The following is a 16,373-nucleotide window of genomic DNA, read 5'->3' on the forward strand; positions in this document are numbered from 1 at the left end:
GTGATAGATTCACCCTTGGAAATCAATATTCCCGAACATGCCCGACTCGTAATGGCCCGGTATGTTACAGGCGTACTCCAGGACGTCGACATTCCGGGGGGCAGTCCATACGAGTTCTGCCGTCTCGCCCGGGGCAATGGTCACGGATGGCATGCTGCCACCATGCTCGCCCTCGGCCATGCCATGGCCTCCGTGACTACCGTGACCACCGTTGCCATGGCTCCCCCCCATCTCCTGCATCATCTCTCGGTGGGATTCCTGAGCCTCGGCGTCGCCGATGACGAACTCATGCTCGAGATTACCGGTGTTGACGATCTCGAACTTGATGGTTTCACCCGGTGCGATATCGAGGCTCCCGGGGTTGAACCACATGTCGCCCGCCTCGAAGCGAATGGTGCGATCGATATCGGCACCACTCACCTTTTCGTGAGAGCCGCCGTGCTCACCGGCAGCGAATGCCGTGCTCGTGGTCAGGCCCAGAGCCAGGGCCAGCAATGTCTTGCGCATGATATTACCTCGTTGAGTTGCGTTGGGTGAGATTCATTTGTAACGCACAAACCTGAAAACAGGCTGAACTCAGCGAAAGAAAAATGCTGTAAACCTCTTCACACCTTGACCTCGGTGCTACCCATAGGTTGTAAGCTCATAACTGAAACCATGATTGCCTGCCCGGGCCTGGTAAGGCAAATCGCCACCCGGCGGGCATGCTCCATGCCATCTCGCTCGACATTGCGCTGGGTCAATGTGATTGATCGCATGACGAGCACAGAATGGCGCAAGGAAGACAAGGGAACCACCATGACCATATCGGCCGGATCGCAGCACCGTGCAAGAGGAGGACGCCTACTGGCGTTGCTGCTCGCGGTACTGCTGTCGGTGTCCGGCCTGGTCGCCCAGGCGGCCATGGATAGCTGCGCTGCTGACTGCAGCACGGCCGAGGTCGAGATGTTCGATTTCGCTGCCTCTGACTGCGCCGGCTGTGTGGCCATGCCGGCGCTCCCTCTCATCTTCCCGCCCCCTCCGGATACCCTGGCCGACACCGACGGCGCGGCCGTGGTCGAATTCATCGCCCCACCACCTCGCGAACCTCCAAGGCCCTGACTCCTTCCCCGCTATCGCGATGACGCCGACACACCGGCCATCGATCGGCTGTATGAATCATCATCATCAGGAGTCTTACCATGTTCAGTAATCAATGCTTCGCTCTGATGGGCTCAATGGGCTGGATGGGATGGCTGATGCCGCTGACCTTCCTGCTGCTACTGGGCCTCGGCATCCTCGCCCTCGCCAAGTATCTCTTCATGCCCCATCGTTCCCGGGAGGATCGCTCATGAACCGCTTCGCCTCTACGCTGCTCTTTTCCTCCGCCCTGCTGGTAGGCGCTGGCACCGCTCAGGCTGCCTCGCCAACCGAGGCCACCCTCTACAAGAACCCCCAGTGCGGCTGCTGCGACGAGTACGCACGCCAGCTCGAGGAGCGCGGGGTCAGCGTCACCATCGTCGACGACGTGGAGCTGGGCAAGGTCAAGGAGCGCGTCGGCCTGCCCTACGGGCTCGGTGCCTGCCACACCATCGAGATGGGTGATTACGTGATCGAGGGGCATGTTCCCTTCGCGGCCATGGAGAAACTCTTCGAGGAGCGCCCCGACACCGATGGCATCGGCCTGGCCGGCATGCCCATCGGCACCCCCGGCATGCCGGGACCAAAGCAGGAGGACTGGAACGTCTACCAATTCCGCGACGGGGAGGCCACCCCCTTCATGACCCTGTAATCCGACATCCACGTAGTAGTTAAGAAGCAACCGCTTCCCACTTAAAGGAAGCGGTTTTTTGGGTTCTTCGTCGTTTCATGTGGACCTGGCCTGATCGAAAAGGCGCCTCACCGAGGAGCCAATCGGGTAGATCATGACGATGAAGTTGGCTTCGTTTCGGTAACCACGTGCTGCGACCGAGCGGCCTCCTCTGGGCGCGTCACAAGGGTCGACAGGAGAGGCCCAGGAAGCGCTGGCAGGGAAAGCGAGCAGGAATTTTACGCGGACAACAAAAAACCGCCTCTCGGGCGGTTGGGGAATCGCGCTAGGCGATTGAAATATCATGCTTTAAATGGTGCCGACACCAGGAGTCGAACCCGGGACCTACTGATTACAAGTCACACCACCAAAAACAGTAGAAAAATCAGTGCATTACGCCTAGCGCAAGGCCTCGTGAAATGCGTATAGGGACAGCCTGGGAGATCAGGAATTATCACCAGCATCACACGGCATCATCGAGTAGCTATTGAAGAGGATGAGGCTGCAAGTGTCAACCTGCATCAGGTCGGGCTAATTCAGACAATCGTATGATGCAGGTGGGCGCGGAAGGGCTCTCAAGAGAAGCAAAAAGCGGTGCCGGGCTGACTCATCAGCCCGGCACCGCTTGGGTCGTGACCGGGATTGCCTAATGGCGCCCGAGTTTAGAGGCGCCCCTCAATGGCACTGCGCAGGCTGCCGATATCGACCTCGACGTACTCGAGCGTTGTGCTGATATTACTGTGGCCGAGCAGCGCCTTGACGATGTGCAGATTACGATCCGGCTCCTTCATCAGCTCGGTGCCCAGGGTATGGCGGAATCGGTGCGGGCTCATCTGGTAGCCACAGATCTTGGACAACTTCTGATAGAAGCCCTCTACCTGCCAGGAATCCATCGTCTCCATTCGGTGGCGAACGCTGAATCGGTTCACGTTAAAGAGCTGCTCGCCCCGCTGGATACCCACCGCTCTGGCAGAATTCAGCAGGTTTTCCAAATGCGGATAGAGGGCATTGGAGATGGGAACAAAGTGCTCCCGGTTATTCTTTGCGCCCTGCCAGGTAGCGGTGAGAACGCGGCTCTTTAGGTTGACATCCTCGGGCTTCATCAGCAGCAGTTGAGTCAGTCGAATACCGGTATGGTAGAACGTTTCAAACACGGCTTCCCAGAACCAGACGGGATGCAGCATGGAGGGCTTTCCTTGGTGAACCTCTATCCTTTTATACAGGCTGATGGCCTCGCGTGCCATATCGACCTGCCGCTTGCTTAGCGTCTTTTTGCGTTTTTTGGGGGAGCTAACCTCCATCTTAGCGAAGGGGTTGAAGGAGGTATCGATCAGCGCATGGTCAATCGCATGCTTGAAGAGGATCCGGTTATGCCTGCAGTAGTTGTTCCAGCTTGAATGTGCCAAGTTTCGCCCCGCCTCCGAAAAGCAGAACTCTCTCCACTCTCTGACATCGTCACGGGTCACTTCTTCAGGCAGCTTATCCTGCCCCGCGAATCGCCGAAACAGCTTCACCGGCACGCTGTAGGAAATACGGCTTCTTTCGGTCAGCCAGCGCTCGGAAAAATAGGATTGCAGCAAGTCGTCAAAGGTAAATGTTTTCATTCTTCAGGCTTCCCATCAATCAGGTCAATAAAGGGGTTATCAAACACCTCCTTACCCCCCTCCATCAGGTCATATTTACCCACAAGATACCCAGAAAGCGTGCTCGATTTCTTATTTGGGCCGACCACCTTTACCTTGTGAAAACTTCCGCCATCCTTGTTTTTCTTGTGCAGCTTAAGCTTCTGGAATGAATCCTGAACTTCTTTCCAGCCTTTCTCTTCTCCGCTAACCTCCTGACAATAGCGCTTGAACACCTTGGGGCTGACCACCATCAGCATTCCATCCACGGCATGCACCAGGGCCTTGGAGTCGTTCATCAATACCTTGTGAGTCTTCAGCCCGTCTCGCAGCCAGGAGAGAAACTCTTCCCCGGGTGATGACTGTCCGAGCGATGCCTGCTCCGCAAGCTTCTCGGCACCCGTATCAGGGTTACGTGGCTGCCGCTCCAAACCTGGCGCTGCTTTCTCATCGCCGCCTGTGGCGATATCAAGAATGGAGGCTTCCAGATCATCATGGATTTTCTCGGTGCGACTCGATTCAGTACGCTCCCTTGAAATTTCTGTAGTTGCAGGCTTGTCACCAGGCTCCTGATCTTTACGATGTTGCCTAGCTGGCTGACTACCTTCACCACTCTCACCAACGTCAAGGGACTCGACACTCCCCGAGAAAATCTCAGGCTCCTCATCACCGCTCCAAACGAGCGACTTATGAACCTTGAGCATGGAGAGATCGGTTCGCCATTCCCCCATCTGGACCCTACACTTCCAGACCGAACGCCCCTCTGGATTCTCTATAATCAGGCCATGGGACTGCATTTCGTCATAGAGGCGAGACTCATTGGATGGCACACCCTCTATGCCATGGGAAAGCAGGTAGCTCTTGATCTCTCGTGGCACCAGCGGCGTCACCAGCCAGAGCGCCTCGGGAGTGACAAACCCCTGAGCGCCTTTTTCATTCAGGCGGATCCTTTCTGTCACGATGTGGCAAATAGCGCCTTTGAGCTTGCTCTGTAGGGATTCCCGGGGCGCCTTGTCGATATTGGAGACCTTGCCACCCAGCGACTTGGCCACGCTGGCCCTGTCAGCCTGACTGACAATCTCACCGACAACCCCGGAGCGCTCCGTGTGGCCACTGATCGTATACATCACCAGGCCAAACAGCTCCGGCTGGCTTCTCAACCACTCGAGCCCGGGATTGCCAATCACCTCCTTACACAAGAGGGGGTTGGCCGCAGCGTGAAGGAAGTAGTCTCGCCCCTTGATATAGCGAACGCGATACTGGTCGGGAATGATGCCCTCCCACAAGCACCACCTGCGGCCAGATCTCAGGTGTATATCGACGTCGACGAGCACCTTGGCGATATCGTGCAACAGGCAGGCATAGATGACCGCCACACTCCACAGCTCTCCGGCAGAGGACTGCTTTTCGGGCGACTCCTTCGGAGGGAGCAGGTGCTGTCGTCGGAGCCTGAGGCCAAACACACAGGTTTCGAGGCCATGGTCCAGCATGCCACCCGGGTAGCTATGGTGGTGAGATTCCGAGGCTGGCAGCAGCTGGACACGCTCGGCGTATCGCTGCAGCGGCTCCTTGACGTAGGCCTCGAACACCGGCGCCGTCAGCGAGGTGCTTTCCTGTATTGCCCGGAGCAACTGCTGCCGATAGGGCGTGGCCAGAAGCTCAGCGCCGGTGCGCGGGCTTTCCCAGCCTGCGTCATCCTGGACGCTGTCGGTCGCGCTGCGGCGGCCGCGTAGAATATTGAGAATCCGCAATTTTCGCTCCTCTGGATGCAGTCCGTGCATCACAACGCTGGGCCCTGACGGGCACCAGCAGAAACGTTAAATGCGATGAGAGAGGTTTACTCCGGGGCACTCCTTGCCCTGGTGCAATAGCCGTGGGATGCGACCCAAGCGCGCACGATTATAATTATCGGGCAATCAATCTCATCCAGATTATGCCCATATTATTTATAAGCGATGTATTAACTTACCGTCTCAGCAGGCTTACAACCAAAGCCTCATCCAGCAAGCAGTCTCCTGCCACAGTGACAAAAAGCCCCCTCCGAAGAGGGGGCATAGGTTGGGTAGCGGTCAGCTGACCAGCTGCCTGGCCAAGGCCATCTCCACGGAGTCTCCATCCGTGTTGAGGGCATCCAGACCAGACTCAGGCACGTCTCCCGACGTGCTCTGGGCCACGGCAATCTTCTTGGCCATCAGCGACAGGCAGGCGATCTGTGACGATCCCGCATAGCCGAGGTAAAGCACCTTCACCGGCTGCTGCTGGCCGATCCGCCAGGAGCGGCGGGCGGCCTGCTGCAGGGTGTAGACGTTCCAGCCCGTCTGCATGAAGACGATGGTGGGGAAGTCCAGCAGGTCGAGCCCGGTCTTCACCAGGTCCGGATTGGTGATCAGCAAGTCGACACCGCGGTCGACCTGATCGGCAATCCAGTCCTCGCGCCGCTGGGTCTCCACGCTGGAGCGCAGCACCGCGACCTTGAAGCCGGCCTGGGTGAGCATCGCCTTGAGTCGGCTGCTGGTATCGCGTTTGCCGGTGTAGGTCGTGTAGACCAGCACCTTGCGACCCTCGGCCTTCTCTCGCCGGCAGATCGCCACCAGCTCGCGCTCCTTGGGCATCGGCTGCTGCTCGCCATAGAGGCTCTTCACGAACGCCAGCAGGCTGCCCGAGCGCGGGTGCTTGACCGTCTCCGGTCGGAAGCAGCAGTCCGGCCAGGCCAGCAGCGCATTGAGCACCACGCCCAGCAGGGTGGTGTCCTTGCGTGCCAGCGCCTGTCTGAGCTCGGCGGTCAGTTGACCCTCGAGCCGCCGGTAGGCAAAGGCCTGCTCGTCGTCCATCGGCACCTCGATGAAGTCTTCATCGTAGGGCGGCAACACGTTGCCACCGATGTCCTTGAGCTTGAGGAAGACGGTGAAGGGCAGCACGTAGCGCATGATCCCCTTGGGGCCGAAGCCCGGGGCCTTGACGGTGCGCACCGACAGCTTCTTGCCTCGCGCTGTCTTGTGCGAATCGCCATCGCGCTCGGTGTAGATGTCCTTCAACACCCCGTGGTCACGCAGGAACGACATGGCCGCAGGCCCCATCGATCCGCGCCCGTTGGGGCGATAGCCGTCTTCGAGCATCTTCGGCGTGAGGATGCGGAACAGCAGGTGGAACAGGTCGTCGGCATAGCCGCCCATCAGGGTGCCGGTCAGCAGCAGCGACTTGCGCGCCTTGGCTGCCAGCACGCCCATGGCCTGGCCCTGGGCCGACCCGGCGTTCTTGTACTCATGGCCCTCGTCCACGATCAGCAGATCGAAGGTGTGATCCGGCAGCTGCCGCTTGATGAACTCGCTCGGCTGATAGCCGCCTTCACCGAAGCCGAACTCCATCGTGGCCATGGCGCGCTCCATGCGGGCCGCCTGCCGGTCGGAGAACACCAGCTCGCCGTTCTCATCCATGAGGTTGATGAACTCGTGGATGTTGTCGCCCAGCAGCGTGGCCAGGAACTCCTCGCCAAACTGCTGCACCAGGCGCTCCGAGGAGACCTTGCCGATGGTGGGCAGCTTGCGCAGCGCCTTGAGCACCAGGTCGCGCTGCAGGCTGCCCGTCGCCCGCTGCGGCCGCATCAGCGTCCAGAGAGGGCTGTGACAGTGCCGGCACTTGTGGCGCCGCTCCTCACGGAGAAACTGCGACAGCGATACCACCTCGTTGTCGCAGTCGACCACCGTGCCACCGCACTGGGGGCAGGCCGCCAGCTCACCGCCCGGCACGCGCTTGCGCGCCGCGGCGGGACGCCAGTGGAAGCCCATGCGCATGCGCACACGCCCCAGGATGAAGAACTCCGGCCGCCCATCGGACGGCTGGCCCAGGGCCTCACGGAGCTTGAGCAGCTTGACCAGGGTATCCGGGCCGTTCAGCACCCATACCCTGGCCTGCTCGACGGTCTCCAGGATCTCCCGCCGCCATTTGTAGACCAGGTGGGGCGGCGCAATCACCAGGAAGCGCCGATAGCCTTCACCGTGACAGACCGCTGCGGTAGCGATAGCCATCATCGTCTTGCCGGTGCCCATCTCAGCGTTGATGATGCCCGCCGGCTCGTGCCGGTCGAGCAGCAGCGCCGAGATGGCCTGGACCACCTCGGCCTGCTCGGGGAAAGGCACCCGCTTGAGGGCCGCCATGACGGCCTGGCGACGAGGGTTGGCCTCGCCGTCATAGACCGGGGGATGGGAGCGGTTAAGCGAGGCCAGCAGGCCATCACCAAACTCCTCCACGAAGGCTTTGAGGTCCACCTGAGGCCCGAAGACCTCGCCAGACTGCGCCATGCCGGCCGGCGCCGGCAGTTGAGTGATGTCGTTCATGTCCGTCTCCTTGTGCACAAGAAAACGGCGGACACTCCCCTCCCCTGGCGGGTTGGAAAGGCCCGCCGTGGGGAATGGCGCCCGGGGCGCCGGTCAGTACTCCTCTGGCAGCAGCAGCGTGGTGGCGCTGCGATCCGCCTCGGTGATGATCCAGACCGTGAGCGACTCACCAATCCGGTAGGAAGAGAGCAGCCTGTCACCGTGAATCAGGGCCTGCTCGTTGCTCTGGCGGTCCTCCTCGGGCACGTCACCCCAGTCGCCGGTGACGTGTCGTCGGAGCAGCGGCATGGGCGAGACCTCGCCTCGCTCCACCAGCTCGTTCACGGCCCGAGTCATCACCACACGTCCTACGTCGAAGCGGCGTAGATCCGGCCTCGCGGCACGTTCGGCGACCCGGTTGAGCGGTGCAGGCGCATCGCCTGCCTCAGCATCGGCCGTCTGATCACCCTCTTCCGGCTCGCCATCATTGGCCGCCTGCGTCGAGGTAATGGTCAGCAACTGCCCACAGTGCGGCGAGTCTGGCGTCATCTCCCAGGCGCGGATCACCGGCACGAAGCGGTCGGTGAGCACGCGGGTCTCGGTGATGGAACCATCCTCCCGCTCGGTGAACTCGGTCTTGGCGACCTTATCCTTGTGGGTGTTGCCCTTGACCACCAGGCAGCGGCCGTTGGGCGCGGTCACCACGCCGGAGATCGCCCCGGCCGCCAGCGACAAGGCCAGATGCCAGGAGGAGAGCCGGCGCACCGGGGGACGCGGCGCCAGGCCGGTCTTCCCGAACACGCTGCCCACTTCGGGCCAGAGCCCCTGCAGCCGCCCGACCTCATCGGCCAGCAGCTCGGCATCGAGCGACACGCGATAGAAGTGGCGCAGCTCGCCCTGAGCCGCCGGCACCACGTAGGGCTCAAAGGGCCACACCGCCGGGATCACCTCGGGCGTGACCTCCTTGCTCCCCACGCGCAGCAGCTGGGCGCGCATGGCCTTGGCCTCCTGGCTGCGCTCCACCTCACGGCGTCGCACCCGGCGGCCCAGGATCACGACCTGCTGGAAGTCATCCACGGCAGCGCGGAAGACCCGCAGCTCGGTGAAGTGGTTGACCAGCCAGCCGGTCAGCTCCTTGTCCAGGGCGTAGTCGGGAACGATCAACACCATCACGCCCCCGACCTGCAGGGTGCCGATGGTGCGCTGGTAGAACAGTTTCTCCAGGCGCCTGCGCCCCTTGCCCTGATAGCGCTCATAGCCGGCGTGGTCGGCCAGCAGATCGCCATAGGGCGGGTTGAGCCACAGGCAGCCCATGCTGCGCGGTGCGATCACCGTATCCATCAGGTCGCCCTGCAGGCCCCTATCCACCAAGCCATGCATCGAGGCGGCCCGCTCGGCGTGATATTCCACGCCGCAGGCCTGAACGCGTTCGCGCCCCAGGTGATGGGCCAGCTCGGAGATGGTAGCGCCCTCCCCCGCACAGGGATCGAGCACTCGCATCCGGCCGGCGCTCGCCGGGCTGAGCGCCTGAAGCACACGCTCGATCGACGCCTCGTCCGTGGGGAAGTAGCCATTCCTGGCGAAGTTGCGCGCAATGCGCTGAAACATCAGTGCCATGCGACACCTCCAGTCGGTTGGGTATGGTAGGTGCGGCCAGAACGGCCGCACCTCGGTGGAGCGAGAGCTCAGGGCTCGGTGGTGAGTACGCCGGCGAGGATCATGCCGCTGAGGCCCGGGGCCAGGGCGTTCTCATCGAGTGAGATCTCCCAGGCCTGAATCGGCCCCTGCGAAAACGAGGCCGGCAGAACCGCCTGCTGGGCATGCAGAAGCGTCATCACCGGCGCCTGCCAGTGATCCAGCAGAGGCAGCGGGCAGAGCTCCTGCACGCGAGGCCACAGCTGGTCATCCACCGGGCAGGCACCCTCCTCGTCGTTGAGCAGGACGATGCTGTGAAGATTGGCGCGATCCGGCGTGATGCAGCGCTGATCGAAGATCCACACGTGCACCAGGGTGCCGAAGCGCGTCTGGCGCAGCCGGGCGGAGCGCCGGGAGTAGCGGTCCATGTCGCCAAAGACCATGGCGTGACGAGTGTCGCCCTGGCAGAGATGCAGGGCATTCAGACCGTTGTCTGCCGTTGGCAGCGTCAGCCTGGCCAGCAGCTCCTGTAGCGCCGTATCCCGTCCCCACAGGGAGAGGAACAGGCACTCGCGCTGCCGGCCAATGCAGAACGCATCGGCGTACAGGTCCAGGCACTCATCGAGGGTGTAGAGCTCGGGCATGATGGCCTCCATCGGTTAGCGAAGAGCGATGGGGACATCCCGAGCCCAGGGCATCGAGATGCCCCGGTGGGGAATGGCTGCCTCAGGCAGCGGCTTGCCAGGTCTGGGTCGGCGCCTGGAATCGGTAGCCCAATTCCTTCAGTCGACTCACCTGACGGCGGAACAGCGCTCGGTCCACGGTGGGATCGAGCTTGACGCTCTGCCCCAGGGGCCAGAGCAGGCCGAAGAGCTCGGCGTCGGGATTGGCTTCCTGGCCAGAGGCATAGGCATCCGGGGCTTGGAGCCCTGGCGCCTCGCCGGCTTCACCCTGAGGTGGCCGCGCAGGCGGAGCCATCGGCTCTCCCGGCCCAGGCGTGGATGGTGGTGGTGGCTCGGAAGGTGCAGGAGTAGCCTCCTCCTCCAGCGGATCCATCTCCGCGGAGTCGAAGCGAGGCCCATGCTGGGTCACCAGCATGCCGTCCTCGGTCAGCAGCATCTCGCCGACCTTGGCGCGGACCTCCACGACCAACCGGCCACCGGCGAAGTAGCTCGCCGGGCGGATCTCGAGCAGCAGAAACTCTCCCTCAAACATCCCTTCGCTGAACTGGTCCAGCTGAGGGTCCTTGATGACGAACTCGCCGATCGAGGCCGCCAGCCGGCCGACGTTGAAGGGGCCGTTGCGCCCATGAATGGTGCGGACGGTAAGCCGCCCGGGGATCTTGATCATCACCAGACTCCTGTTCGACAGGATGCAAAAAGAGCGGACGGGGCCGGCAGCGCCGGCACCCGTCCAAGAAGTCACGGGCAAGCGCCCGAGGTGTCAGAGATAACCCCGCTCCGCGAAGGAGACCGAGTCCGAACCGCCCACCACGATGTGGTCGAGCACGCGAACCTCGATCAGACCCAGCGCCTCCTGGAGGCGCTGGGTGATGCGTCGGTCCGCATCACTCGGGTCGGGCTCCCCGCTGGGGTGGTTGTGGGTGAAGATCACCGCACCGGCGTTGTGGTGCAGCGCCGCCTTCACCACCTCCCGCGGATAGACCGAGGCGGAGTCGAGAGTGCCGTGGAACAGCTCGCTGAACTCGATCACCCGGTGCTGGGTGTCCAGGAAGATGGCACCGAACACCTCATGGTCGTAGCCAGCCAGCTTGAGCCACAGGAACTCACGCACCCGATTGGGCGTGTTGAGCTTCATGCCCTTGGAAACGGAGCGCTCCACCACCTGCCGTGCTGCATCGATGACGCGGTCATCGGGGGCCGCCAGGTAGTTGCCGTCGCTGTCGCGCACGAACAGCTGAGGCGCGTTGGATGGGGAGTAGCGAGAGTCTGCCGGGAGGGCAGCTGCTGAAGGGTGTGTCATGACCAGAACCTCCGGACATGACCGAGACCGCCCCCTCCGGGAGCGATGTCCCGGTCGGGGTGGGTAGTGAGGAAGGGTTACGCCGCGGCGAGCAGCGCGTGGTTCAGCTCGTCGTGCCGAGCCACCAGCAGATAGTCACCATGCTGACGGTCGCCTTGCACGATCAACACCTCAAGCTCGAGTGCCAGAGGCTGATTAGGGCTCCCGCTAGGCGGGATACGAAAGTGGGTCAGCCGTACCGCCTGCGTTCCTCCGGGGTACTGGCTCAGCTGATAGGCTACGTCCTGAAGCAGCAGCTGTAATCGTTCGATGGGAGTGATCCCATAGTCCGATACCACCTGCGCTGCGACGTATATCCAGTCATCCATAACTCGTTCGCTGATGCGGACCTTGCCCACAAAACCTTGCTCACGAGCCAGAGACGTCATGTCGTAGGTTTTCATGGTGGATCTCCTGCGGTAGTGCACACAGGGGACACACTTTCCCCACCGGGGAATGTGGATCCCCTGGTGGGTGGTGGCACATGGGTGCCGAGGAAGAAATGCTGCATCCAGCCCTGACGGGCGGCCTCGTCTCGGGATGCGCGAGGCCTTGGGAGATGGCGTACCGCCAAGCGGCGCACCCTTGAAACGCCTGGGTGCCGGGGTGCCTCGGTTGGTGCCGGTCGAGACCACCGGGCTGCCAACGGCAGCGCTGGCATCATTGAGCTTACGACACGAGCATGGAGAGTCAAGCGAGCTCATCACCTCGCACACCAAAGCGCAGATTACTCACTACTCGGAACAACCAGTAGGACCCTACAGTTAGAAGCATTTGAGGGGCCGATTTCAATGGTTCAGGGGTTAGATATGCTTAGAGTAAGAGAATGGTGAAATATCAACTTTTTGCGGCTTCCCCTTAATCATGTTGGTAATTATTTCAGCAGTACCTGGAGCACCTGACATCCCATAATGTCCATGACCGAATGCATAAAAGATATTTTCATGAACAGGAGATACGTCAATTAACGGAATACTGCTAGGAAAAGATGGCCTATCGCCAAACCAAACTTCAGATCCAGATGCAGAAAGATCAGGAAAAATTCGCTTAGCATTCCTCAACAATATATCTGCCCTTGACCAGTCAGGGAGAGCTCTAAGCCCAGAAATTTCCACTGTCCCTGCTAGCCTAAGGCCATCTTCCATAGGGGTAGAAAAGAACTTATAATCCCCTGAGACTATAGGAAAATTAGGCATAAAGTTTGGCGACACCAAATTAACATGGTAGCCTCTTTCATTTTCAAGCTTAACCTTGCTCAGGTCTTTTTTCATTAACTCTTTAGACAAAGCTCCCGCACAAATGACCACGTAGTCAGCTTCTAACGCGCTCAACCTTGTATTTACTTTAACTCCATACTCTGAAGCGACTACTTCTTTAGCATGATCCTGAACAAAGTTGCCACCCATCTCTTCAAAAGCTTCAACCAAGGTATTGACAAGGCGATGAGGGCTCACAGTGTAGCTAGCATCATTTATCAAAATCGCATATTTTACTTCTTTAGAAAGAGATGGCTCGACAACATTAACATCTCTATCAAAAAACTCCTCAAAACAAATCCCTGCCTCCTCGCGAATTCGTTTAACAAAAAAATCCCCTTTAGAGCTGGGCTTTTGCTTGAAAACATGAAGATGTCCAGTAGTCCTAATAAGATTATTAAAATTTACTGTTCCAAGCATTTTTTTATACTGGCTTAAAACATCGTGACTTAAATCTTTAAGCGCTTTAGATGAATATGTAGAGCGCTCTTCACCTGACTCCATTATCCACCTTAACAGCCACGGAGAAACTTTAAGCAAGTGCCTCCAGCGAACAGATAGTGGACCATCACTATCAAACAACCAAGCAGGAACTTTTTTCCAAATACCCGGTATGGCCATTGGGATTATGGAAGCAGAGCTAATACCACCCGCATTACCAAATGAACAACCATTGCCTGGCTTAAGTTTATCCAACAAGGTAACAGAGTAACCTTCACAGGCCATCCGCAGTGCACAACAGCTACCGACTATCCCAGCACCAATTACTACGACGTTCTTTTTTTTCATAATAGAGTTATCAATATGGAAATACTGAAAAGCCTGGGGCGTTAAAGAAATAACGCCCCAGGGTGATTCGAAAATTACTTAGCAGAGTACCCTACAGCTTCTTCCAAAATTGGTGTAGCCCAGTCTTCCCCCATATCAGAAATTATCTCAGGCCATACCTGACTTCTTGCTACCTCTGCACTTTTTTCAAGCAATTCGTTAGAAACTTCAACAACCTCTGTCCCGGACTCAGACAGGCGCTTTTCATTAAACTCTTGTGAAGACTCGGCCTGCTCCCAACGTTGTGACTCAAAATTTTCCGCAGCACTCAGAAGAGCTGACTGAGCCTCGCTACTAAGGTTGTCAAATGTGTCTTCATTGACCAACAGGTACCAGAACTCGAAATGAGTATTCTGAGGAATGTAATACTGAGTAACATCCCTCAATGAGTTATAATACCCCTCGGCACCGGCACCTATAGCTCCATCAACAACACCAGTTTGAATAGAAGTAAATGCTTCAGAGAATGGGAGCGGAGAACTAATATAACCCAATGCCTCACCTAGAAGGGAGAATGTTTTAAATGGGGGCACCCTGAGTTTCACCCCACCTTTGTCACTAACACTTTCCACTTCGACAGGCTCCCTATTCAAAGAGATCCCACCAAAATAGACAGGATAGCCTGCCAATACTTTTATATTTTGCTCATCATAACGCTCAGCAACTGCCTCGCGGATAGGGGAACCTGAGCCATATACTTCCTTTGCTTGATCCCAATCAGATGCGAGATAGGGCAGAAGCCCAATTTGTAGCTTTTTATCAGCACTGCTGGAAATTGGTTGAAGTGCCATTTCCACGGCCCCTACAGACACCCTCTCCTGAACTGTGGTGTAATCACCCAAAGAGCTTGCAGCAAAAACCCTAAAGTCCACATCATCAGTTTTAGATGTAACAGACTCCGCTAAAGCTTTCACATTCTGATCATGCTCAGTACCTTGCGGTCTAATGTGAGATATTTTTAGCGTGCTAGCCATAGCACTAGTTACGTCGAGAGAAACAATAGCACCCAAAAAAATTGCGGAAGTTGTTTTAAGTTTCATGAGTTACCCCTGGTTTTTAATTATTCAACACCGGAATTTAGCTACTACTCAGTAGCCGAATAGGCCCGGAATGGCCATTGACAAACCGGGCCAATATGCTGTTAGAAGCGCTACCGGTATGTAGGCAAAAAACAGCATAATCATTGCAGGCTTGATAATTTCAGAAAACTTAGTATTACCAACCCTGGCAGCCAAGTAAAGAATGCTTGCATATGGAGGCGTAACACCGCCCATTGCTGTACTAACACCAATTATCGCCGCAAACTGAATAGGACTCACTTCCATAGCTTGCATTAATGGCATAAGCAGCGGAGCGACGAGGATAATTGCAGTAATATCGTTAACAACCATGCCCAGCGCGAACAACATCAAACAAATTAACAGCAACAAGATATACTTGTTTTCGGATATTGAAAAAACAGCATCTACTAATTCCTGCGGCACACCATTCATGACAAACATCTGACTAAGAATCAAGCTAAAGAAAATCATGATAAGTATGGCGCCAACAGATGTACCTGCCTCTTTCCCTGCCGAAAGCAAGCTTTTGAAGCTTAATCCTTTATAAATGAGCCAGCCAACCGGCATGGCATATATCACTGCAACAGCAGCAGCCTCTGTAGGAGTCATTATTCCGCCATAAATCCCACCCAGTATAATCACCGGCATTAAAAGAGCAGGCGTAGCTGAAAAACTTCTCTTAGCTACAGAACTAACCTTTTCCTTAAGTGGCAACGGATCATCAAGAATAAGATCAAACTTACGCGACATAACAATATTAACAACAGATAAAAGAAAGGCGACCAACAGACCAGGGCCTAATGTTGCCAAGAAGGCTGCAAGTATAGATGTCTCTGTCACCCAGCCGAATATTATCATGGTAACACTCGGGGGGATCAAAAGCCCTAGAACGGATGAATTAGCTATGAGAGCCGCAGCAAAAGACCTAGGGTAACCTCGCTTTTCCATTTCTGGAATAAGCACAGGTCCGACAGCAGCTACTCCAGTCAAACCACTCCCAGAAATTGCGCCAATAATGCCACAGCTGACTGTGGCAACAACACCCAAACCACCTTTAATTCTTCCAACAAATTCGTTAACTAATTTTAGCAGAGCTTCAGCAATTCCACTCACACTCATTATGGTGCCAGCAAAAACAAACAGAGGTATTGCAAGCAGAACAGGTGAAGAAATCTGTGCATAGCCCCAAAGCATAACGCCGTTCATCACAGCATCGCCCATCAGCACCATGGCCAGCATACCGCCAGCAAAGCAATAGGGTAGAGGCACCCCAATAGTTAACAGGAATACAAGCACACCAAGTGCAACTGCTGCTGACTCAAGCATTGTTAAGCGCCCCTTTCTTTTCATTCAAGCTAACAAAGCGCGTCACTATATTAATCGCCGTAAACAAGCTCATTGCAAGAAGCCCTAAGAATAGTGCCGCATCTGAGTAAATTGTTGGCCAATACAGAACGGGGCTCATCTTCTCCGTTTTTAGAGAGTACATAAAGAAATCCCAAGCCCAAAAAGTAAGCCATGAAGCTATTGCCAAACTGACCACATCAGATATAATTAGCTGGACCTTTTTTGCCCAATCGCTTTTGAGAAATATCTCCAAAACGTTCGCTCTTATTTGTTGGTCTTCTCGAGATGCATTTACACTGCCCAATATATATAGCCATAAAACAGGATACATCAACATATCCTGCATCCCCATGAATGAAATTCCTAAGACATACCTGGTGATTACTTGAGAAAACTGCAGCCCAGCAACAGCTACTAATAGTGAAGTCAATATTATCTTTGCTGCGGTATTCATCAGAGCCTCATCATGAAGTTTTGGACTTTTTTTAGCTTCAACTTAT

General features: G+C 57.0%; 16 protein-coding genes and 1 pseudogene. 3 read left to right on the forward strand and 14 right to left on the reverse strand.

Features of this window, described 5'->3' with window-relative positions:
- Positions 1–9 precede the first annotated feature (9 nt).
- Complete coding sequence (locus RM463_RS09500) at positions 10–507, reverse strand: plastocyanin/azurin family copper-binding protein (protein ID WP_195687048.1); 498 nt, start codon at positions 505–507, stop codon at positions 10–12.
- A gap of 249 nt (positions 508–756) precedes the next feature.
- Here RM463_RS09500 and RM463_RS09505 point away from each other — a divergent pair, with 249 nt between their 5' ends.
- The 3 genes from RM463_RS09505 (at position 757) to RM463_RS09515 (ending at position 1,771) form a co-directional block, all read left to right on the forward strand.
- A complete protein-coding gene (locus RM463_RS09505; protein ID WP_311429836.1) occupies positions 757–1,101 on the forward strand; it encodes a hypothetical protein in 345 nt (114 codons plus the stop codon).
- A gap of 80 nt (positions 1,102–1,181) precedes the next feature.
- Positions 1,182–1,334, forward strand: a complete 153-nt coding sequence (locus RM463_RS09510) for a hypothetical protein (protein WP_195687046.1) — start codon at positions 1,182–1,184, stop codon at positions 1,332–1,334.
- Positions 1,331–1,771: a DUF411 domain-containing protein gene (locus tag RM463_RS09515; protein WP_195687045.1), complete on the forward strand. Its 441-nt coding sequence runs from the start codon at positions 1,331–1,333 to the stop codon at positions 1,769–1,771. The genes RM463_RS09510 and RM463_RS09515 overlap by 4 nt, the downstream gene beginning before the upstream one ends.
- Before the next feature lie 680 nt (positions 1,772–2,451).
- On the opposite strand, the gene RM463_RS09520 is transcribed toward RM463_RS09515, so the two are convergent.
- From RM463_RS09520 to RM463_RS09580, 13 genes and pseudogenes are all read right to left on the reverse strand, one after another.
- Positions 2,452–3,393, reverse strand: coding sequence for a tyrosine-type recombinase/integrase (locus RM463_RS09520; protein ID WP_311429837.1), 942 nt, complete (start codon positions 3,391–3,393; stop codon positions 2,452–2,454).
- Positions 3,390–5,162: a MobH family relaxase gene (gene mobH, locus RM463_RS09525; protein WP_311429838.1), complete on the reverse strand. Its 1,773-nt coding sequence runs from the start codon at positions 5,160–5,162 to the stop codon at positions 3,390–3,392. The genes RM463_RS09520 and mobH overlap by 4 nt, the downstream gene beginning before the upstream one ends.
- A 318-nt stretch (positions 5,163–5,480) precedes the next feature.
- Positions 5,481–7,709, reverse strand: coding sequence for a DEAD/DEAH box helicase (locus RM463_RS09530; protein WP_311429950.1), 2,229 nt, complete (start codon positions 7,707–7,709; stop codon positions 5,481–5,483).
- A gap of 129 nt (positions 7,710–7,838) precedes the next feature.
- On the reverse strand, positions 7,839–8,081 hold the full coding sequence (locus RM463_RS09535) for a plasmid related protein (protein WP_311429951.1): 243 nt from the start codon (positions 8,079–8,081) through the stop codon (positions 7,839–7,841).
- Positions 8,082–8,231: 150 nt separating this feature from the next.
- Positions 8,232–9,341 (reverse strand): annotated as a pseudogene (locus tag RM463_RS09540) (DUF6094 domain-containing protein); the annotation flags it as partial.
- Between the two features lie 68 nt (positions 9,342–9,409).
- Complete coding sequence (locus tag RM463_RS09545; protein WP_311429839.1) at positions 9,410–10,003, reverse strand: hypothetical protein; 594 nt, start codon at positions 10,001–10,003, stop codon at positions 9,410–9,412.
- A gap of 82 nt (positions 10,004–10,085) precedes the next feature.
- The gene (locus tag RM463_RS09550; protein WP_311429840.1) at positions 10,086–10,709 is read right to left on the reverse strand and encodes a DUF3275 family protein; all 624 of its coding nucleotides are present in this window, start codon (positions 10,707–10,709) and stop codon (positions 10,086–10,088) included.
- 93 nt (positions 10,710–10,802) lie between these two features.
- Positions 10,803–11,342, reverse strand: a complete 540-nt coding sequence (radC, locus tag RM463_RS09555; protein ID WP_311429841.1) for a RadC family protein — start codon at positions 11,340–11,342, stop codon at positions 10,803–10,805.
- Positions 11,343–11,419: 77 nt separating this feature from the next.
- Complete coding sequence (locus RM463_RS09560) at positions 11,420–11,785, reverse strand: hypothetical protein (protein WP_311429842.1); 366 nt, start codon at positions 11,783–11,785, stop codon at positions 11,420–11,422.
- Positions 11,786–12,184: 399 nt separating this feature from the next.
- Positions 12,185–13,426 carry an FAD-dependent oxidoreductase gene (locus RM463_RS09565; RefSeq protein WP_311429843.1) on the reverse strand — a complete coding sequence of 414 codons (1,242 nt, stop codon included), beginning with the start codon at positions 13,424–13,426 and terminating at the stop codon, positions 12,185–12,187.
- A gap of 74 nt (positions 13,427–13,500) precedes the next feature.
- Positions 13,501–14,505 carry a TRAP transporter substrate-binding protein DctP gene (dctP, locus tag RM463_RS09570; protein ID WP_311429844.1) on the reverse strand — a complete coding sequence of 335 codons (1,005 nt, stop codon included), beginning with the start codon at positions 14,503–14,505 and terminating at the stop codon, positions 13,501–13,503.
- A gap of 48 nt (positions 14,506–14,553) precedes the next feature.
- Positions 14,554–15,852, reverse strand: a complete 1,299-nt coding sequence (locus tag RM463_RS09575) for a TRAP transporter large permease (protein WP_311429845.1) — start codon at positions 15,850–15,852, stop codon at positions 14,554–14,556.
- On the reverse strand, positions 15,845–16,327 hold the full coding sequence (locus RM463_RS09580) for a TRAP transporter small permease subunit (protein ID WP_311429846.1): 483 nt from the start codon (positions 16,325–16,327) through the stop codon (positions 15,845–15,847). The genes RM463_RS09575 and RM463_RS09580 overlap by 8 nt, the downstream gene beginning before the upstream one ends.
- Between the last annotated feature and the right edge of the window lie 46 nt (positions 16,328–16,373).

Origin of the sequence: Halomonas sp. LES1 (genome assembly GCF_031846005.1) — a bacterium.
Lineage (GTDB): Bacteria > Pseudomonadota > Gammaproteobacteria > Pseudomonadales > Halomonadaceae > Halomonas.